The sequence below is a fragment of the Streptomyces sp. NPDC054841 genome (assembly GCF_053611045.1).
Window position 1 is genome coordinate 1 of the sequence record NZ_JBSGZO010000009.1, and the last position, 18,872, is coordinate 18,872.

Consider the following 18,872-nt stretch of genomic DNA (forward strand, 5'->3'; position numbering starts at 1 on the left):
CATCAGCCCCGGCCCTCGGCGTACCGGTTGTAACGGTTGTACCAGCTTCAAGCGCCGGCCCCGGCGTACCCGGGTGTCGGCGCGTACCCGGGTTTCGGGGGTTTCGGCCGCCCCGCGGCGCCGCTGGAACCTCAGCTCCGGGCCCTGGCGGAACCTCAGCCTCAGGCCCTGGCGGAGCCTCAGCCCCAGGCCCTGGGCGTACCCCGCACCTCGAACCCCCCGAGCCCCTCGGGCTCCTCCTCCCGCACCTCGACCCCGCTCACCTTCGCCGTCGGCGGCCCCTGCCGAGCCCACCGCACCAGCGTCTCGACGGCGTCCGTCTCCCCCTCGAACACGGCCTCGACATCCCCGTCGGCCAGATTCCGCACCCATCCGGACACCCCGTACTCCAGAGCCACGCGCATGCACGTGTCCCTGTAGAACACGCCCTGGACCAACCCTGAGACGATCACGCGCTTCCGCACCATGACTCCGGATCGTACGAGCCACCGGGCCGACGGCGAGGACGACGCGGCGCGAGCCTCGGGTCTGCCCCGCGTGCTCGTCCGCCGTCAGGCCGCCGTCATGCTGCCGTCAGGGCCAGAGCTTGTACGTCACCTCTTGCGGCGCGTTCGCCGGCTTGCTGTCGGTGGTGAATTCGATGTGCAGCTGGGTGAAACGCAGTTGCTCGGGATGCTTGTCCCAGCGCTCCGGGAGCTCGAGCCTGACGCTCACGGGGTAGGAGTGGAACTTGCCTGCGGCGCAGTAGGGGATGCAGTCATTCACGTAGTTGAGCCCGCTGCCCGTGGCGGTGGTCTCCCCCCACTTCGACCACTTGAGAGCGGTGAGGCCGTTGTTGCCGTCCCCGCAGGCGATCAAGTACGCACCTGGTCGCACTTGCGGCTTCGAGAAGCAGTCGACGACCACCACAACGTTTGCACGTGGCTGTGACCCTGCGGACGGGGAAGCGGAAGTGGAAGCGGATGCCGGCGCAACGGCCACTGCGAGCGCCGTAGCGGCATAGATCAGGACCGCTGCCTTCAGCTTGTGTCTCTGCATGTCTGCTCCCAGCCGTCTCTCCGAGCCCACATGGCCCTGCGTATAGACCTTGACCCGCCGCGCCGCGCGGCGCCCTGCGATCTGCGCACCCGGAGGCGCGCTCCGGACGGGCGCTGTCGACCTCCTCCCACCGGTTGCTCCTGTATCGACGCTACGACCGCGCCGGGGGACACACCAACCGCAAAGGTGACAACTTCACAGGGCAACACATACCCACCCGCATTCGTTCAGCAGCGTCAGGCGGGGGTGATCGTCCGGGCCCGTTCGTACAACGCTCCCGCTTGCTGGTTTCGCAGGTGGGGACGGACCGCGGCCATCATTGACCGGTACTGGTCATCACAGCGCCCCGACTGCACGCGTCGGTAGTCGTCGACCGGTCTGCGCGGCGGCGTGCGCCTGCTGCCCCGCTAGGAAGGCCCGCATCCTTGGCCCTGGCGACTGCGGCGAGGCGGCTGCCGCGGCGTCGGCGAGTTCCAGGGCTTTCGCCCCATGCCCGGGGTCGACGGCCTGCATACTCATCCGGCGCAGCGTGGTGCAGTGAGGCGGTTGGGCTGGGTTCACCGTTTCGAGTCGGTGAGCGTGGCATGGGTGGCGGCGCGTGTCAGCTCGGGTCGGCTGAGGACGTCGGTGCTGTCGATGAACTGATCGACGGCCCCGATCACCGGGAGGGCGCCAATGGTGGGGTCGGTGATGCGGGCGGTCAGGGCGGCGGTGAAGCGTTCGGCGTGCAGGACCTGGAAGGGGCGGCTGTGATAGGGCCGTGTGGCCGGGGCGACGGGGTCGGTGAGGGCGAGCTGGTTGTGCAGGGCCGCGATGGTTTCGTAGGCGTGGCAGAGGTGCTCTTCGCGGGTGTGCCAGTCGGTGGCCGCGAGGGCGGCGGTGAACTGCGGGGTGAGTTCGGGCGCCTGTGGGGTGCGGGCGAAGGCGCTGCCGAGCCATTTGCTGTAGGGCGGGTAGCGGCGGTTCATCAGTAGGCAGATCCGCATCAGGTCGCGCACCAGCCGTGCCGCGACGACGGCGGAGCCGAGTTCGTCGCCCACTTCGCCGCAGCGGCCGACGAAGGCTTCTTCTTGGGAGATGCGCTGCCACTGGCAGGCCAGCAGGTAGAGCCAGAGATCGTGGGGATACCAGTCGAGGTTGGCGCGGGCCGGGGCGAGCTGTCCGAGCCCGTCGTGGAAGACGGCGCCGGCGGTGACCTCGGCGAGGAGCTGGGTGGGAGTGGCCAGCCAGTCTGCCAGGGTGATGTCCTCGCGCGGGTCGAAGCCCAGTTGCGCGGTGAACCAGGCGGCCGGATCGGTGATGTCGACGCGGTGGTGGACGGGCCCGTCGGTCTCCTGCATGATCCCGATGCCCGCCTCGCTGGTCGGGGCGAAATGGGTCGGGTAGCCGCAGATGGTCTTCGGCAGACGGTCGGCGAGCAGTGCGCTGAGCCGCTCGCCGTGGCGGATGGCATCCTGCCGTGTCAGGAAGATCTGCAGGCGGGGACCCCACTCGTGGTCCGCGGAGCGGGCGGTGTCGAATCCGAGGACTTCCGAGCCGCTGCCGAGACGGGCGGCGGAGTGCACCACCCCGGGGGCTGCCTCGTCCAGCAGGGGGCGTACGGCTTCGAGGTAGAAGCGGCGGGAGAGCTCCAGGCCCGGGATGAAGACGGGTGTGGTCATGCCAGGGAGGGTGCCGGATCGACACGTGGCTGGTCGAAGACTTTTCCCCGGCCCGGCAGGTCAGCGGTTCAGCCGGGTGATCAAGTCGCGGTTGGTGGCGCGTGCGGCCTGCAGTTCCTCGGTGCGTTCCTCCAACTGCAGCTTCAGGTCGACGACTTGTTGTTTCAGGGTGGTGATGCGGAGCTTGAGTTGCTCGACGTCGTCCGGGGCACCGAGCCCTGGCTCGCGCCAGGCTTGCTCACGGAGGAGCTGGGAGAGTTTGTGGGGTCCTGGAGATCGGTACCGGCAGTCTTCGAAGGCCCCGACACCGGAGACATCCTCATCCAGGGCGACGAGGTCACCGACCCGGACGACCGCGCGCGGATGTATGGCTACCGTGAGGGCGAGACCCTGGTCCGGCAACGCGGATCACCTCTGACCCTGACGCTGCCCGCGCCTTCATCAAGAAGCACGAGCCAGTGATCTACAAGCCGCTGTCGACGCCGCTGTATCGGGTGAACGGCGTGTCGTGCACGGTTGAGATCGGCGATGTCACTGCCGACGAGGTCGACGGCGGGGTGTCCGGCACGGCCCACCTGTTCCAACGCCGCATCGACAAGATCGCGGACGTACGCGTGACCGTCATCGGAGACCAGGTCTTCAGCGTCCGGATCGACTCGGGGCTGCTGGACTGGCGTACCGATTACGGCCGGCTCACGTACACCGTCATGGACCCTCCACCCGGCATCACCGAAGCCCTGCACCGCTATCTCACCTTCTTCGGTCTGGTCTTCGGAGCATTCGACTTCGCCGTCGACAGCGACGGTGGATGGTGGTTCCTGGAATGCAACCCGTCCGGTCAGTGGGCATGGCTGGAGCCGGAAACCGGACTGCCCATGGTCGCGGCCATGGCCGACCTACTGGAACGGAAACACCGATGAGCGACGACAAGACCCTTCGCGAGGACCTGGTCAATCGCCTGGCCGCCAGCGGTGACCTGCGATCGCCGCAATGGCGACAGGCTGTGCTCGACATCCCCCGCCACGAGTTCCCGCGAGGCGGCTTCTTCCAACGGGTGGACGGCAACGGCCCGACAGGCTGGGAGCCGGTCGTGCCCGACGCCGCCGCGTGGCTACCAGCCTGCTACTCGGACGAATCGCTGGTGACCCAGATCGCGGGCACCGTCGTCCCAGCCGACATCCAAGGCCGGATCCTGCGCCCGCCGACCAGCTCCAGCACCCTGCCCAGCCTCGTCGTTCGAATGCTTGAGGAACTCCGCGTCGAGGACGGGATGCGGGTCCTGGAGATCGGTACCGGCACGGGCTACTCCACCGCGCTCATGTGCCACCGGCTCGGCGATGACCATGTGACCTCGGTCGAGGTCGACGAGGACGTGTCGAGCCGCGCCCGAGCTTCACTCGGCGCGGTCGGCCATATGCCCGAACTCGTCGTACGCGACGGCCTGACCGGCTACGAGGCAGGCGCTCCGTACGATCGGATCATCGCGACCTGCGGCGTCCTCGACATCCCCGCGGACTGGTTCGCGCAGACCCGGCCCGGGGGCCAAATCCTCGCCACGGTGTGCGGCTGGCTGTACTCCTCCGAACTCGCCCGCTTGACCGTGCACGAGGACGGCACCGCCACCGGCCGCCTCCTCGGTGGACAGATCTCCTTCATGCTCGCCCGCCCTCAGCTCCCGCCGCCGCTCGGGATGCTGCCCGACATGAACGCCGGCGACGAGCGCGAAGCGGTCCTCGGCGCGGACGCCCTCGACGACTGGACCGCCCGCTTCGTAGCCCAGCTCGCAGCCCCGAGAGCCCAACGCGTCCAGATGTCGTTCGACGGCGGCTACACAGCGGACGTGCTGCTGGACGTGGAGGCCGGCTCGTGGGCGGCGCTGCACCGAGAGGGCCTCCGCTGGCTCGTACGGCAAGGCGGCCCGGGCCGTGTGTGGGACGAGGTCGAGGACTATGTCGCCCGCTGGCGCCGGGACGGCGCACCTGGCCTCGATCAGTTCCTCATCACGGCCACCCCAGACCGGCAGACCATCAGTTGGGCAACCTGACCTGCTAAATCAGCTGATCTCACCGTCACGTACGGCACCAGTGAAGATGTTCCAGACGTGCGCGGGGAACGCGAGCAGTGGCCCTCGGGGATCCTTACTGTCCCGAACGGCGGTTCGCCCAGCCACGCGTGCAGCCTCCACGCACTCGGTGCCGCTGCCGCCGCTGTACGAGGACTTGAACCACTGGACGGCGTCGCGATCCATTACAGCTCCCTGCAAGCCTGATCAAGACGACCTCGCCCGTCGGCAGCTAGGCCGGGTTGCTGTTCGGTGCGCCATCGTGCAGAAACCCGAGGAAGCGGCTCCACGACGTCTCCTCGAAGCGGAGACGCGGTCCGAAGGGCCTCTTGGAGTCACGCACGAGTACAGGCGCCGCATCGACGGCGACTTCGACGCACTCGCCGCCCATGCCGTTGCTGTAGCTGCTCCTTCGCCACGTGGTGGTGGGGGCCGTCATGAGAAGTGCTCCTCCAGAACTCTCTTGATCAGCAAGGTCGATCGCTGAGGGCTGAGGGCAAGTGCCCTGAGGTGGTCGAATGCCCTCGTGTACAGAGTCACGTCCGTGTGGTCCTCGAGGTATACAGAGTCGGTCAGTCCCTCCCGGTAGACCACGTCGAGGTCCCCCTGTTCCGGGAAGCCGAGGACGGTGAACGGGCCGGTGGTGGGGTAGGCGCCCGCGTCGAAAGGCAGGACCTGGACCGTCACGTTTCTCAACTTCGCCATTTCCAGCATACGTTCGAGTTGTGCGGTCATGACCTGACGGTTTCCGACGACATGCATCAGGGCGCTCTGGTGCACGACGATCCAGAGATCCGGAGCAGTGTCACTCATCAGCAACTCCTGGCGCTTCATCCGCACATCCACCATGCGCGCAATGCTCTCCGCGGTGTGATCGACCCAGGCGCGGCTCAGCTCCGTCGCGTACTCCGGGGTCTGCAGTAGGCCGGGAATGAACTCGCCTTGATAGTTACGCAGAGTTGAAGCAGCCTGCTCCAGGCCGACGTACACGGAGAACCAGGCGGGGACAGCGTCTCCATGGGCATGCCACCAGCCTTTCGTCTTCGACTCCTTGGCCAGAGATTTGAGGAGATCGCGGAGTTCATCCGAGGTTCCGTAGAAGCGACACAAGGCATCGACGTCTGACGGCTGGACGCGCCCTTGACCGGTCTCCATGCGGTTGACCTTGGAGCTGCTCCAGTCCAGTTCCTTGCCTACCTGGATGCAGGTGAGGCTGTGGTCCTCTCGGAGCTTCTTGAGCTCGATCGCCAGTCGACGGCGCCGAGCAGTAGGGGAGCCTGCCATGTCAACTCCTTGTGCCGTAGCGGGTGTTCCATCCCATCGGAAGTCGCGAGAAAGACCAATCACCCGATGGAGGGAATCCCTTCATGCACGTTGCAGGGAGGGATAGGCGCTGCAATTCTCTTACTGGGAGTGATGGAGGGTCACTCAGTGCATGGAGAGAGTGCAGGAGGTCGATCGAAGTGATCCATGACAAGGCTTGCGTCAAGCGGACGCCGTGGAATCTGCCGTTCTCCGCCGAATTCGGCGAGATCGCAGGGCTACGCCGAGTGTTGAAGCTATACCTGACGCTCTGGGGCTTGCCCGAGCTGGTTCATGCGGCACAGGTCTGCGTGACGGAGCTGGTGTCGAACGTCGTCGAGCACGTGGGCGCATGTACGCCAGCGACGCTCGCCGTCTCCATGAGCGGCACGTACCTCCGCATCGAGCTCCACGACCCGGACACCCGGGCGCTGCCCACCCTCCTCAACGCAGAGCACGAGGCGGAGTCGGGCCGCGGAATGGTGCTCGTGGACGTGGTCTCCGACAGATGGGGAGTGATCCTCCGAGCCGACTCCAAGGTGGTCTGGTGCGAATTGGCCACGGACCTCGCTGACCCGAACGGGCACACCGGCGGCCCGCGGGCGGCGCGCGTCGAGGAGTACCTGACGCTCTACGGCACGGCTCGACACCCGCAGGCGAACGGACCCGGCCGGCTGGGAGTGGCTGTCGCGGAGGAAGCGGCGATCGACATGATCGCGGACCTCCTACACTGGCTACGGGCGCACGGCTGTGATCCGGACGACGCATTGGACCGGGCCCAGATGCACTTCGAGGCCGAAGCCGGGGCGCCGATCCAGTGCTGACGAATGTGTGACGGCGGCAGCGGGCGCCTGCCGGATATGCCTCAGGGCGACATCCCACTGCTCGCTTCACCACCGCAGGCGTGAGGGAACTGCATGCACGCTGCATCGGCGAGGACTGGGAATGGAGCGTCAGCTACCGTGCCAGTCCCCGCCCTCAATGTCAGTCGCCCAGTATCTGTGCGAAGAAGCCCAGGTGAGGATCTTCCGGGGTACCGACGAGCAGAGCGCGGTCGAGCAGGATGTTGTTGTGCTCGCAGCTCGTTTCGGGGAGCATCACGCAGGCGTGGCAGGCGGCGAGGTTGGTGCCGCTGGTGCCGGACGACTCGGACTCCATGCAGAGGGGGTCGGACGAGCACCACTCGGCGCGGCGAACTGCCGAACGCAGCGTGCCGTCGAGAAGCTCTGGTTCGCCCTGCGCGACGAGACCGCCGAGGCTGCCCGCCGAGTCGCTCGTCGCTGTGTAGATGAGCAGCCCGGCCATGTCGTCGGCGGCGTAGAGGCGCTCGCGCAGGGAAGCGGCCGGGTAGCCGGCTTCCAGACTCCACTCGTTGATGAGGACGTGGGCGAGGGTGTGTAGCAGCACCATGCGAGGGGTGGCCGGCGAAGGGACGGCTCGGCTCGGGTCGTCGGCGCGCTGCTCCAGCACGCGCCCATGAGCGGTACGTATCCGCTCGACCCGGGCTGCCACCGCCGGGCCCTTCTCCCAGGCGGCGAGTCGGTCCTCGTCCAGGCGGAGGAAGACTCCCTCGCCACGCACCTCCATGGCCGGGAGCCATCGCAGGGGACGTTGGGAGAGCGGCATCTCCTTGGAGTCGGTCGTCGACTCGGCGTCGATGAGCCGGGTGAACGCCTTCAGGGCACGCACCTCGCGGAGCTTCTTGACCAGCATCGGGCCGGTGACGCCGAGCGGGCCGAGCACGCTCTGGTCGCCCAGCGGGGTCTCGCAGACAAACTGCTCGTCCCGGGTGTGCTCGCTTTCGTCGTTGCCCGAACGGAGACGCTCGTACTCCTTGTTACGCAGGGCGCGATAGCGGTGGTCGAAGGTGTCGGCCGCCTCGCTGCCTGGATCCTCTTCGCGCTCCGCGGCGAGCAGCGCCATCACCTCATCCAAGGGCACAGGACATTCGCCGCCCTTGAAAGCTCCCTTGAGGTAGATCTCGACGTGCTCCCGAGTGTCGTACTGGCGGAGCGCGTCCCAGTGCTCGGCGAGAGGATCCGCGCGGCCGCTGCTCCACGGCGGGATGGAGAGCGCCGACTTCAGAACCGGCTGCCACACCGAGGAAGAACCGCGCTGGAGCGTGCGCAGGGGGAGGCCGCACTCCTGAGCCGGGGCTGACGTGCCGAGCCACGGGCGGGGGCCTCGGCACTTGAGACCCAGGTCCTTGAGCGCGTTCCTGCGGAAGGAGCCCTCCATGGAGACCTCGGATGCCCGTCCACAGGTGCAGGACACGAGGATCGAGCGGAGCGAGGACGTACGCCCGGACGAGCGCAGTTTCAACCTGCCTCCGCATTGTCCGATCGGGGTGGCATCGCGCTCGGTGGAGCGGTGCACCCACTGCCAGTACGGGAACTCGCCGAGATGTCCGGACTCGCAGGCTACGACGAAACGGGAAGGGACAAGGTCGACCTCGCATGTGCCGCAGATGCTTCGTCCGACGGGCGGGTTGAAGTCGCCGTGTCGCTGCAGTTCGGTGCACTCGGGGCAGGAGTGCATCAAGGGGAAGCGGCGGACCCGGAGACCGTCCTTGCTGGTGTCGCCGGACGCGGGCGGCAGACGGAAGTAATCGACGCCCAGCACCCGGGCCAGGCGGCGTTCGTGGATCTGCGGAGACTCGTCACCCCTCCAGCTCTGTTCAGCCTCGTCCAGTCCGGAGACGATGAAAGACTCCTGGTCGACGGCTATGAGCGATCCGACGCCGTACGTGGTGATCGCCTGGGCGCGACGTACAGCACCGCGCCGCGGAAGATTGTGGGCGGGGGTACCGCCCCTTGCTGCGGCCCGGCGACGACGGGCGGGGGGCGGGGTCATCGGGTTCCCTCCATGAACAGGGCGGTCTCGGCGTCGACGTCACGCAGACTCCACAGCGTGGAGTACGCCTCGCGCTCGGACTCGTCGTCGTACGGCTTGAGGAGCGAGGGGGCACGGCCCCCCTTCGGTTCGAAAAGCAAGCCACTGTGATTGCTGGCTTCCTTGCGCCACCACTCGACGAACTCGTCGAAGTCCCGCGACACTGCCTCGGCCTCCTCCGGGGCGACCGCGCTCACACGGCCCATGAGCACGGACCTGATAGGGCCCTTGAGGATGTCTGCGTAGGACTCGACCTTGCCGGCGCTCTCGTTGGATCGGGCAGCCGGGATCATGATGCGGGCGAGGGCGACAATCACCGCGTGCAGGCCCCGTTCGCTGGCGCGTGCGGAGAAGGGAGTGACGGAGGTTGACTCGACCTCGCGGTAAAGAGCCGAGTGGAAGTGCTGGAAGCTCTCGTAATGGGAACGGTCGCGGGGACGCGAGGAGTTGAGCATGACCGCGACCAGGCCCGGATGCGCCCGGCCGACCCGGCTGGTGGCCTGGATGTATTCGGCGGTCGTCTGCGGCTGACCCATCACGGCCATGAGACCCAGGCGATCCACGTCCACGCCCACCGCGATCATGTTGGTGGCGAGCAGGACGTCCACGGTGTCATCGTCGGGGAGCTTTTTCTCGATGCCCTTGAGTCGTGTCGGGATCTCGCTGGCGTCGATCCGGCTTGTCAGCTCCGAGTAGTTGTCGACCGATCGCACCTCCACGCCCTCCCGCTCCGCGAGCAGTTCCAGGTAGGCCACCACGTCGTCATGGACCTGGAGTTCGGCCGCGGAGAGCAGCCTGAGGCTGTTGAAGTAGCCGACGAGACTCCAGTACGCGTCGCGCACCTTGTCCTCGGTGTCTGCGTGCATGGTCCGATGCAGCAACGTGGCGTATGTGCGGATGAGCAGAGTGGATTGGCTGGTGCCGGGGGCCAGGAGGCCGACATAGCGGCGACTCGCCTTCGCCTCCCGCGGAGTCTCCACGGCGAACCACGAGTCGCGGGAGTCCAGGCCGGCGGGCGGGAACTGCCGTACGTCACGGGCGAAGAGGCGAAGCCCCTGATCGGCGGCGCGACGGATGGTCGCCGTGGAGGCGATCACCTTGGGACCATCGGCCAGGGCGTCTACGGCGGTCTCGTAGAGGCCGGTGAGGGTGCCCAGCGGACCCGAGATCAGATGGAGCTCGTCCTGGACGATCAGTTCCGGGGGAGGGGTTCCGTCGTTCGGATCGTCGAGGTTGAAGAGTGCCGAGGTCGCCGGACGCCACGGCATCGAGGCGAACTTGTCGACGGTGGCGATCACCAGGGTCGGTCGGGCGTCGTACACCGCCTCGTCGATCAGGTGGACCGGCAGGCCGTCGGTGAAGTCGCACTTCGCGCCGGGGCAGCGGACGTGCATCCGCTTGGCGTCCTCGTCGACCTCGTAGTCCCGGGCATCGAGGCGGGTACCGCACCAAGGACAGGAGTGCAATTGGACGGGATTCTCGGTGGCGAGCCGCTTGCCGAGGTTCGCACGCAACTCGTCGAGTTTGGCGTCGGCCTCGGCCAGCAGGTTGGGGGTGGCGGAGCGCCCCACCCACATGCCTACGGAGAACTCCTCATCACCGAGTTCAGGAGTGTGACGCCTCAGACGCTCCATGGCACAGAGCAGCGTCGCGGCCCGCTCGAACTGCTGAAGAGTGAGCAGCCGCAGCGTGTAGCGCATGAGGACGGTGACACCGCCACCGTCCGCGCCCTTGCGAATGCGACGCAGAAAGGACGTCAGGGCGATCAGACCGAGGTAGGCCTCGGTCTTTCCACCACCCGTGGGGAACCACAACAGGTCGGAGATCTTCCGGTCGGGGTGCTCGCGGTCGTCGATGCCGGCCATGCAAAGCAGCACGAAGGCGATCTGGAACGGGCGCCACTCGCCGGCCGCCGGGTCGGGAGTGCCGACGCGTCCGTCCTTCACCCACTTGCTGCGGGCGCGCTGATCGGCCATCGCACGGTTGGCAAGCCGGAACGCCAGCATGAGGTCGGGCTTGTCCCGCAGCAGCTCGATGCCCTCACGGATCCGGCCGAGTGCCTCGCCGCAGGCCTTCACCTGGCTCCGCGCGGGCTTCTCGTGGATGCCGCCTGTCAGAGCGTCCGCCTCGGCCGCCTTCCGGGCTATCCAGCGTTCGTAACCCGTGGCGAGACCCTCCAGAGCGGCCAGGACCTCGGCGTCGGAGCCATCGGCCAGCCCCAGCATGGACAGCGTCGAGTTGTCGATCTCCGGGTTGGAATCGGTGAGCAGCACCTCCACGCCGGGCACGAACTCGCTCCGCACCTCGGGCACGGCGGCCTCATCGACGGTGTCGGTCACGCCGATCGGCGGCGGGGTCCAGTCCCACGCGGCGGAGCAGCCGTGTCCGATGGCGAAAGTCGGGGCGTGACGGTGCAGCAGCCGACTCGTCGCGATCTCGGGATCGTGGGCGAAGGACGGTGCGGAGCGCTCGACGAACGCGGTTGAACCGTCGGCGGCCCGGACGGTCAGCCCGCACTGGAACAGGGAGAAGGCGTCCTGGAGGTCCCATTCGCCGACCTTCTGAGTGTTGATCAAAGTGATGGTGACTGTGATCGTGCCGGTGGTCCGGTCGAGGCGTCGGACGACGACGTGCAGTGCGACCTTCCCGGGGACGAGTACGAGCGGTTCGGTCGGAGTGAGCGCGGTCACGTCGAAGTGCTGGTCCGGCAGCAGGAGTTCCTTACGTCGCCACTGCTCCCGCTGCTCGGCGGTGGTGCGGGCCTCGGCACGGCGGGCCTCGATCGGGTTGCCGTCAGCGTCGGTGGGTTCGTAGATGGCGGCGCGGGACGAGACGACGATCGACTCGCTTATGGTCGGGTCGACCGCGAAGGTCAGCCCGATGGAAGAGGGGCGCCTGTCCCCGGACGCCCCGACATCCGGGGCGGTGCCGGACTCCTCGGCGTCGTCGCGGGAAGGCACGGACGTGGTGTCCTGACCGTCCTGTTCGGCGGCCATCTCGACCTTTCGCTCCTTCGAGGCCTGCGGATACAGCACGCCGGTGAGGTAGCGGTCGATGGGCGCGTCCTGGGTGAGGACTTCGTCCCGGTCGTGGGGTGCGGCATCCTCGGCGGGGCCGAGCAATTCACGGCGGAGCCCGACCAGGAGCTCCTCGTCGCGAACCCTGTAGTGCTCGGAGTGTCGGCCTGCCACCTGCGTCATGCGCGCTGCTCCTCGTTCTTGTCGGCTCTCCGGTACCGGCCGATGCCGGTTATCCGCGGGACGATCCACACGCCTCGCTCACCCAGTCCGGCGTTGGCGCCGGCGGCCGTGCTGCCCGTCACGGTCTCCAGGGTGTCGATCCGCAGGCCGCGGATCTCGTCGGGCCACCAGGGGTCCCAGGTGCGGTTCACCTTCTGCACCTGGAACAGCTCCTCGCGGAACCGCCGTGACGCCTCGCCGATCTCTTGCCCGCCGTGCAGCAGGGCGTACGGCGGGCTCTGTGTCTCGCCCATCGGCAGGTCGTGGCGCCTGCGCAGCACCACTTCCTGGCCGGAGCGGACCTGTTCCAGGAGGTACCTCTGGGTGGCGACGGCCTCCGTCCCAATGCCGGGCGGATTGTCGCGGCACACGTCGCCCGCCTCGGCCACGATCCCGTACCTGTCGTACGACCGCCACGACCCGAGATAGCGGCGGCCTCCGCGCCGGTGTCCAGCCCTCCTGAAGTGAGGCAGTTCGGGAGGGGCCATGTGGTAGAGGTCTTGTCGGGTGCGTGTCATGGCCACGTACAGGGCGCGGGCCTCGGCGGGGAGGTCCAGCTCGTCCTGGTACCGCTTGTGAAGGGCGGCAACGGTCGGCGGGGTCAGCACGATCACCCGGTCGAACTCGAGGCCCTTGGCACGGTGCACGGTCGAGACGACGATCCGGGCGGTCTCCGGATCGGCCGCATCGTCGGGGAACCTTCCGTCGGCGACCGCGCGGCGCAGCCGGTCCACGTCGAGCACACCGCGCCCCGGCCCGCGCGCGACCCGACGCAGCACCGTGTGAAGAGCGCCGGCGTTCGGCTCGTACGGCAGAGGGATCCTCGACAGGAGGGAGCGGAACCGGTCCTCGGTCAGGCCGGCCGCCTCCGTGCTGCGGAGCAACTCGGCCACCCAGTAGGGCACGGGACGCTCTTCGAGCGGGCGCCGCAGCCGGTGCTCGACGCCGTGTGCGTGCAGCAGGCCCGAGACCACGAGGGCCTCCTGGTTGTCACGTGTGAGAACGGCGCACGTGTCGGTCAGGCCCCGCAGGCCGTCCAGGGTGTACTTGTCGGTGAGGTCACCCATGCTGTTCTCCGGGTCCAGGAGAAGGTTGCGCAGTTCGTCGTATAGCGATCCGGCCTCGTCCGGGTCGGTGAGCTGCTGGAGGCGGGGGCCGTGTGCCAGCGCGATCCGAGCCTCGGTGGTGGTGGCCCGGAAGTTCCCGGTGAGGCGCAGCTCCACCAGGTCGTCGGGGTACGAGAAGCGCAGCCAGTCGAAGAACCGGCCGGTCTCGTCGGCACGTTCGTTCGGGTCCGCGATCTGGAAGCCGTAGACGGACTGGGCGGCGTCCCCGACGACGGTGAAGCCGCAGCTGTCCTGGTACCGGTCGAGCAGCGTCTCCACCAGCTCGCGGCGCCCGCCCAGCAGGTCTTGAACCTCATCGATCACAACATGAGCGGGCGGGACGCCGTCGCCGATTTCCAGCGCGCCCTTCTCGATCGCGCGGGTTGCGGCGGCGATCCGCTCGTCGAAGCCGACTGCTCCCCACTCGCCGTCGGGATGCGCCTGGAGGAGCACATCGTAGGCCCACGCGTCGAAGGTCCGGGCGCGTACCCGGTGGGCTCGTTCTCCGTGCCGGGAGATCCGTTCGCGCAGTTCGCGGGCTGCTGCTCGCGAGAAGGTGAGCACCAGGATCTCAGCGGCCTTCAGCGCCTCCTCCGGGTCCTCGTGCCCGCACAGCGCATCGAGCCGGCGCACCAGCGTGTGGGTCTTGCCGGCCCCCGCGCCGGCGGTCACCAAGACGCGGGCGCCCCAGGGTTGCTCCACCACGGCCCGCTGCTCCTCGCTGAGCGGAGGACTGTCGAGGTAGACGTCGGTCACGAACGGCTCCAGAGGTGCTCGAACTGGGTGAAGGCGAGCTTGGTGTCGAAGTTCTCGATGTTGTCGCTGACGTTGAGGATCAGGCAGCTGTCCTTGCCGCCGTTCCTGGGGCCGCGCAGGCCGCGACCGATCATCTGTTGGTACACGTTGGTGCTGTAGACCGGCCTGGCCACGACGACGGCACGCGTGGCCGGCGCGTCGAAGCCCTGGGTGAGAACACCGTAGTTGGTGAGCACACGAATGCGGCCGTTTCGGAAATTCTCGATGCGGGTGCGACGGTCCTGGGCGCTGGTGGTCGAGTCGACGGCGGCGGCTCGGATGCCGCGGTCGTTGAGCATCGCCGCAAGGTACTTGGCGTGGTCCACGGAGGTGGCGAACAGCAGGGTCGGCCAGTCGTCCGGCAGAGCGGCCACCTCGTCGACGATGCGACGGCTTCGCTCGTGGTCGTCGGCGAGTCGCTGCTCGGCGGAGCGAGACAGCATCGCCATGCGGTCGGCGTGGGTCTTCTCGTCCCGGGTCAGCTCGATCTTGCCGCCCTTGAGAGTGCGGTGCTCGACCTGGGCCAGCATCTCCCAATCCTGCAGGTCACGGTAGGGGTCCCCGGACGGGAAGACACCCTCGTCGAGACGGCGGTTGCCGAAGCGGTTGACCAGGCGGCGGGTCTCCTCCTCGTTGGTGTTGCGGAACGGGGTTGCCGTCAGGCCGAGCAGATGGCGTCCGGTCTCGTACTGAGTGAGTCCCAACTGTCCCAAGATCTCGGTGTACCGCTTGGAGATGGCGGTGTGCGCCTCGTCCACGACCACCAGCGCGGCCTGCCGCAGCCAGGCGTACTGGTCGGTGCTCAGGCACCGCTCCAGCTTGGCATCGGTGGCGACCACCAGGTGGGGGTGGTCGACGACGTTCCCGACCTCGTTGCTGCTCCACAGCCGGCTGATGGTGAGCGGGCGCTCCGCTCCGAACTTGTTCCAGACGAACTTCCAGCTCTGGACGGCCTGTTCACACAACTCCTCGGTCTGCGCGATCCACAGCAGCGGCCCCTTGAGGTCGCCGAACCGCTTGACCCAGCGGATCACGGCCTCGGCGGTGACACGGGTCTTGCCGGCGCCGGTGGGAAGGGACAGCATGCCGCGCTGGGGGACAAGCCGGTCGAGCATGGTGGAGATGTTCCGGACCAGGTCCTCCTGGTAGTCGTGGAGGCTCGGGAAGTCCCGCGGGCCCTCGACGGTCTCGAACGGAGGGGGGACCGGAGCCCTCGAACCGGCGAACGCGATGGGCAGCTTCAGCTCCGACACGAAGGCGATGGCGGCCGACGAACCCGTGTAACCGACCGGCGCGTTGGGGAAACGTGCCTGGATGTCCCGGGCGTGCTGCTGGAGCACCCCGTCGCCGTGCGAGTTGAACGCCATTTGCGCGATCCGCCGCCCGGAAGGCTCCACACCTTCGGTCGCGTGCAGCTCGGCCTCCATCAATCCTTCAGGGAGCCCGGCACGTAGCGCCTCCGCCCCGATCAGGAGCTCGATCTTGGCGACCACGTCCTCGGCCTCGCGCACGGCCTTCCGTGCGGCCTGCATCGCGCTGTCCCGCGCCATGCGGTCCTGGTGTTCCAGGACGGCCCGGCACCCGGCCGCTCCGAGACCCAGCCCGAGTTCGTGGTCGATCAGGATCAGCATCGGCTCGGGGGGCAGAGGGACGCGGACCTTGACGATGCCGTTCTGACTGACCGCCTTGAGCTGGGTGGCGTGTGTGCCATTGGGTGTGCGGGTGATCTCCTCCAGCTCGGTGCAGCGCTGCACCAGGCTGTTACGGTTCCCGCTGTTCAGACGCTGGCGCAGGGCTGGGTACAGCTCGACGAGCGGTACGGGGTCCCCCTCGGCCACCTCGCGGGTCTCCCGGCTGATCACGTCGGCATAGCGGAGCATGCCCCACTTCTCGACCATCAGCTCGGCGTCCTCGACGGTCGGCACGAGCAGCGCGGGCAGTTGCTCGGCACGGAGCGCCCGGTACTCGGCGGCATTCACAGCGAGAGTGATCTCGTCGTCGGGGCGGGTGTCCCAGGTGTCGCCGATCCGGCAACGGGTCAGGGAGTCCTCGGGGAAGTCGGCACCGAAGCGGGTCAGCATCACGTAGGTGGCGCCGACGAAGGAGTCGTCTTCGTTACGGGACACCTCTTCGATGAGCGCGTCCCAGCGATCGGGTGGAACCTCGTCGACGGTGGTCGGGAGCCGCAGTTTGCGGGCCTTCTCGGGGGAGATGTCGGCGACCGGCAGCACGTCGCGGTAGGCGGCGAGCTGGGGGCCGACCGCTTCGCCGAGCGACTTGACGCCCTGTGAGGTGGAGACGGTTCCGTACTTCCTGAGCATCCAGCGGATCGGCGACATCACGGCCTGTCGGGTGCTTGACTGCGCGCCGATCTGGCACGTCCAGCTGTCCACCACGGCGTCGTCCGGCAGCGCCTTCAGAAAGGCCGCTCGGGACTCCTCGGAGAGCGACCGGAAGAGGTGCAGCGGACCGCCGATCGGGGAACCCTCCACCTTCATGCGGTTGAGAGCCGGGCGCGGAGCCCGCTGCTCCAGGCTCCGCAGATAGGCGGCGTGGACCGCTTCCCGATACTCCTCGAACCAGCTTTCGCCCTCCGGACGCACGGAGGGCGACGGCCGTTCCCGCAGGCCGATCTCGCGGAAGAAGGCGAGATCGTCGGAGTGGAACTTGGTGTCGACGGCGATGCTCGGGTCACGCTCCGCGTCGACCACCGCGCCCGGCAGCATGCAGTCGCTCACCGGGTGGAACCGCCCGTCTGCCGTCCGCACGCGCAGGGTTTCCCGGGCGTTCGGCAGGTGGTGGAGCACGGTGTGGGTCAGGCGGCGCCCGCCAGCTTGGCGGAACAGGTCCCAGAAACGCCCCCATTCGGCACTTCCGTAGCCGCTGAAGCCCTGGTCGAGGACACTGATGAACCTGCCTTCGACGTCCGCCTCGCGGATGCCGAGGAGGTTCAGCGCGGAGGCGAGCTTCTGGTCCCGCGCGATCTCGCCGACCACGTACACCAGCGACTCGCGCAACCCGTCCTCGGCGGCGCGGCGGAACACCTGACCGGGGACAGGGGGGACGAACCCGTGCTCCTCCGTGAGCACGACCTTCGCCTTGCGCGCCTCCACGGCGAAGGGCGACCGGGCATCGACCATGTCGGCGAGGATGCGTATCGCGGTCGCGGACGCCTCGGCGGTACCGCACTCGACGAGGGCCTCCAGCCACGCATGCACGTCGCACCGCTTGTGCCCGGCGGTACTGAGGACGTGCTCGACCTTGCCCGAACGCAGCGCGTCAGCCTCGGCGTTGGGGTGGAGCCAGTCGGAAGGGCGGCCGGGTGTCTCGTGCCACATCCGCAGCCAGCCGGCATGCCGGTCCTTGTCGAGACGCGGCGGGACGCGCAGCTCGGTCGGGACGCGCAGCACACCCTCCTGGTCGGGCAGCGACGGACGGACCGCCGCCCGCTCCCAGATCTCCCGGGTCAGGAACTCGTCGGCCCAGCTGATCGCCTCCTTCACACGGCCGGGCAGCAGCGGGAGGTACGCGGCGGGGTCCTCGGCGGGCGCCAGATCGGGAAGGGACTCGACCACCAACTCCGCCGAGACCCTGATCATCTCCTCGTTGAACGCGGAGGAGTCGAGCAGGTTCTGGCGGTCCTCGTTCGTCTTCCAGGCACCGTTGAGGATGCCGCTCAGGGACATCTCGTACTTGGTCGGGAAGAAGGACCAGAAGCGGCCTCGCCCCCGCGATTGTGGGCTGACGTGCAGCCCGGTCTTCTGGTCCTTCTCCAGTGCGGGCACCGCCCACGCGAGGTCGAGCGTGAAACGGTCGTGCAGTTCGCCGGCGTCGGATCGGGCCGCGGGACCAGGTTCGTGCGTCTTGGAGAAGACCCTCCAACGGGCGCTGACAGGCGGCCTATTCGTGCGCTCCTCGGTCACCGTGTGAAGGTCCCCGGACTGCTCGGCGGTGAGCACGCGGCGAAGGGTCGGACGGGGCCTGCGGTCATCGAGGACGACCCTCGCCACGTGGGGGGAGAGCAGTTGGAACCCCAGCGGGAACTCCTCGCGGGTCGATCCGGCGGTCGTCCGCCCGCCGTGCATGTCCGACGCCAGCCTGCCTGCAGCGCCGTCGAGCAGCGGAAGGCGGACGACGGTCGTGGCCCAGCGCAGCAACTCGTCGAGAACGGGGTCCTGCGCACGCTCGGCGTCCGCGTCGAGGGGACGAGCCATGCGCAGGACCGGCGCCTCGAACCGATCGCCCAGGCGCTCTCGCACACCAGGGACCGAACGGATCTTCTCGAATGCCCATTCGCGGTCGAATCCGAAGGAGCCGGAACTGCTGAAGAACTGCGGGGTGTCGGTGACGACCAGAACGGATTTCACGCCTACTCCGAAACGCCCGATCTGGCCACCTCGCTTGCGCGACATACTCATTCGGAGAATGGTTTCGGCGCCCTCGGCCGTCACCGGTTCGCCCTCGTTGGCACAGTAGAGGTGCCTCTCGGTGAGAACGACCTGGACGGAACCTCCGGGCTCGGTAGAAATCTCGTCGGCTGCGTTCTGTACCAGTTCGAAGAGTTGGCGGTCGCCGTATCCGCCCTGGGTGATACGGCGTTCTCCGTTGGCGTGTTCAGGAATGAGGCCGGGATCGACCTCGTAGGTCTGCAGGACGCGAGAGGACTGTTCGATGACGGTGGGAATGACCGGCGGCGGGGAAGCGGGCATTGCTTCTTCACGGCTCCTGCGATGGAAGGCTGACGTGATACTGACGACGAATTCGGGCGTGGAGCGGT

The 18,872-nt window shown here is 68.0% G+C and carries 13 protein-coding genes and 2 pseudogenes; 3 read left to right on the plus strand and 12 right to left on the minus strand.

The window, feature by feature from the left end:
• Positions 1-179: 179 nt before the first annotated feature.
• The 5 genes and pseudogenes from ACWGI8_RS02585 to ACWGI8_RS02605 all read right to left on the minus strand — a co-directional run bounded on the left by ACWGI8_RS02585 (position 180) and on the right by ACWGI8_RS02605 (position 3,101).
• On the minus strand, positions 180-467 hold the full coding sequence (locus ACWGI8_RS02585; RefSeq protein WP_453657945.1) for an acylphosphatase: 288 nt from the start codon (positions 465-467) through the stop codon (positions 180-182).
• A gap of 106 nt (positions 468-573) precedes the next feature.
• Positions 574-858 carry a hypothetical protein gene (locus ACWGI8_RS02590; RefSeq protein ID WP_453657947.1) on the minus strand — a complete coding sequence of 95 codons (285 nt, stop codon included), beginning with the start codon at positions 856-858 and terminating at the stop codon, positions 574-576.
• 546 nt (positions 859-1,404) lie between these two features.
• Positions 1,405-1,578 (minus strand): annotated as a pseudogene (locus ACWGI8_RS02595) (tetratricopeptide repeat protein); the annotation flags it as partial.
• A gap of 17 nt (positions 1,579-1,595) precedes the next feature.
• Positions 1,596-2,699, minus strand: a complete 1,104-nt coding sequence (locus ACWGI8_RS02600) for a DUF4037 domain-containing protein (protein ID WP_453657949.1) — start codon at positions 2,697-2,699, stop codon at positions 1,596-1,598.
• Positions 2,700-2,759: 60 nt separating this feature from the next.
• Positions 2,760-3,101: a hypothetical protein gene (locus tag ACWGI8_RS02605; protein ID WP_453657951.1), complete on the minus strand. Its 342-nt coding sequence runs from the start codon at positions 3,099-3,101 to the stop codon at positions 2,760-2,762.
• Between ACWGI8_RS02605 and ACWGI8_RS02610 the strand changes: the two are divergent.
• Both ACWGI8_RS02610 and tgmC read left to right on the plus strand, forming a co-directional pair.
• Positions 3,095-3,619 (plus strand): annotated as a pseudogene (locus ACWGI8_RS02610) (ATP-grasp ribosomal peptide maturase); the annotation flags it as partial. The gene ACWGI8_RS02605 and the pseudogene ACWGI8_RS02610 sit on opposite strands and share 7 nt — an antisense overlap.
• Entirely contained in the window at positions 3,616-4,743 is a 1,128-nt protein-coding gene (tgmC, locus tag ACWGI8_RS02615; protein WP_453657953.1) for an ATP-grasp peptide maturase system methyltransferase, read from the plus strand. The pseudogene ACWGI8_RS02610 and the gene tgmC, both read left to right, overlap by 4 nt.
• A gap of 9 nt (positions 4,744-4,752) precedes the next feature.
• Here tgmC and ACWGI8_RS02620 read toward each other — a convergent pair whose 3' ends face one another.
• Genes ACWGI8_RS02620 through ACWGI8_RS02630 form a run of 3 tightly spaced genes read right to left on the minus strand, consistent with a single transcriptional unit; the run spans position 4,753 to position 6,045 of the window.
• Complete coding sequence (locus ACWGI8_RS02620) at positions 4,753-4,947, minus strand: DUF397 domain-containing protein (protein ID WP_453657955.1); 195 nt, start codon at positions 4,945-4,947, stop codon at positions 4,753-4,755.
• Positions 4,948-4,993: 46 nt separating this feature from the next.
• Positions 4,994-5,200: a DUF397 domain-containing protein gene (locus ACWGI8_RS02625; RefSeq protein ID WP_453657957.1), complete on the minus strand. Its 207-nt coding sequence runs from the start codon at positions 5,198-5,200 to the stop codon at positions 4,994-4,996.
• A complete protein-coding gene (locus ACWGI8_RS02630) occupies positions 5,197-6,045 on the minus strand; it encodes a helix-turn-helix domain-containing protein (protein ID WP_453657959.1) in 849 nt (282 codons plus the stop codon). The genes ACWGI8_RS02625 and ACWGI8_RS02630 overlap by 4 nt, the downstream gene beginning before the upstream one ends.
• A gap of 179 nt (positions 6,046-6,224) precedes the next feature.
• On the opposite strand from ACWGI8_RS02630, the gene ACWGI8_RS02635 reads away from it, so the two are divergent.
• Positions 6,225-6,887: an ATP-binding protein gene (locus ACWGI8_RS02635; RefSeq protein ID WP_453657961.1), complete on the plus strand. Its 663-nt coding sequence runs from the start codon at positions 6,225-6,227 to the stop codon at positions 6,885-6,887.
• A 160-nt stretch (positions 6,888-7,047) separates the two neighbouring features.
• Here ACWGI8_RS02635 and drmB read toward each other — a convergent pair whose 3' ends face one another.
• From drmB to ACWGI8_RS02655, 4 genes are read right to left on the minus strand one after another with little or no spacing between them, the layout of a single operon-like run.
• On the minus strand, positions 7,048-8,916 hold the full coding sequence (gene drmB / locus ACWGI8_RS02640; protein ID WP_453657963.1) for a DrmB family protein: 1,869 nt from the start codon (positions 8,914-8,916) through the stop codon (positions 7,048-7,050).
• On the minus strand, positions 8,913-12,155 hold the full coding sequence (locus tag ACWGI8_RS02645; protein ID WP_453657965.1) for a helicase-related protein: 3,243 nt from the start codon (positions 12,153-12,155) through the stop codon (positions 8,913-8,915). The genes drmB and ACWGI8_RS02645 overlap by 4 nt, the downstream gene beginning before the upstream one ends.
• Positions 12,152-14,056, minus strand: a complete 1,905-nt coding sequence (locus tag ACWGI8_RS02650; protein WP_453657967.1) for a UvrD-helicase domain-containing protein — start codon at positions 14,054-14,056, stop codon at positions 12,152-12,154. Before ACWGI8_RS02650 ends, ACWGI8_RS02645 begins: the two co-directional genes overlap by 4 nt.
• Positions 14,053-18,804: a DEAD/DEAH box helicase gene (locus ACWGI8_RS02655; protein WP_453657969.1), complete on the minus strand. Its 4,752-nt coding sequence runs from the start codon at positions 18,802-18,804 to the stop codon at positions 14,053-14,055. Before ACWGI8_RS02655 ends, ACWGI8_RS02650 begins: the two co-directional genes overlap by 4 nt.
• Positions 18,805-18,872 lie beyond the last annotated feature (68 nt).

Coding starts and splice junctions, on each gene's coding strand:
- ACWGI8_RS02585 (WP_453657945.1), bottom strand. CDS start 467: ATGGTGCGGAAGCGCGTGATCGTCTCAGGGTTGGTCCAGGGCGTGTTC.
- ACWGI8_RS02600 (WP_453657949.1), bottom strand. CDS start 2,699: ATGACCACACCCGTCTTCATCCCGGGCCTGGAGCTCTCCCGCCGCTTC.
- tgmC (WP_453657953.1), top strand. CDS start 3,616: ATGAGCGACGACAAGACCCTTCGCGAGGACCTGGTCAATCGCCTGGCC.
- ACWGI8_RS02620 (WP_453657955.1), bottom strand. CDS start 4,947: ATGGATCGCGACGCCGTCCAGTGGTTCAAGTCCTCGTACAGCGGCGGC.
- ACWGI8_RS02625 (WP_453657957.1), bottom strand. CDS start 5,200: ATGACGGCCCCCACCACCACGTGGCGAAGGAGCAGCTACAGCAACGGC.
- ACWGI8_RS02630 (WP_453657959.1), bottom strand. CDS start 6,045: ATGGCAGGCTCCCCTACTGCTCGGCGCCGTCGACTGGCGATCGAGCTC.
- drmB (WP_453657963.1), bottom strand. CDS start 8,916: ATGACCCCGCCCCCCGCCCGTCGTCGCCGGGCCGCAGCAAGGGGCGGT.
- ACWGI8_RS02645 (WP_453657965.1), bottom strand. CDS start 12,155: ATGACGCAGGTGGCAGGCCGACACTCCGAGCACTACAGGGTTCGCGAC.
- ACWGI8_RS02655 (WP_453657969.1), bottom strand. CDS start 18,804: ATGCCCGCTTCCCCGCCGCCGGTCATTCCCACCGTCATCGAACAGTCC.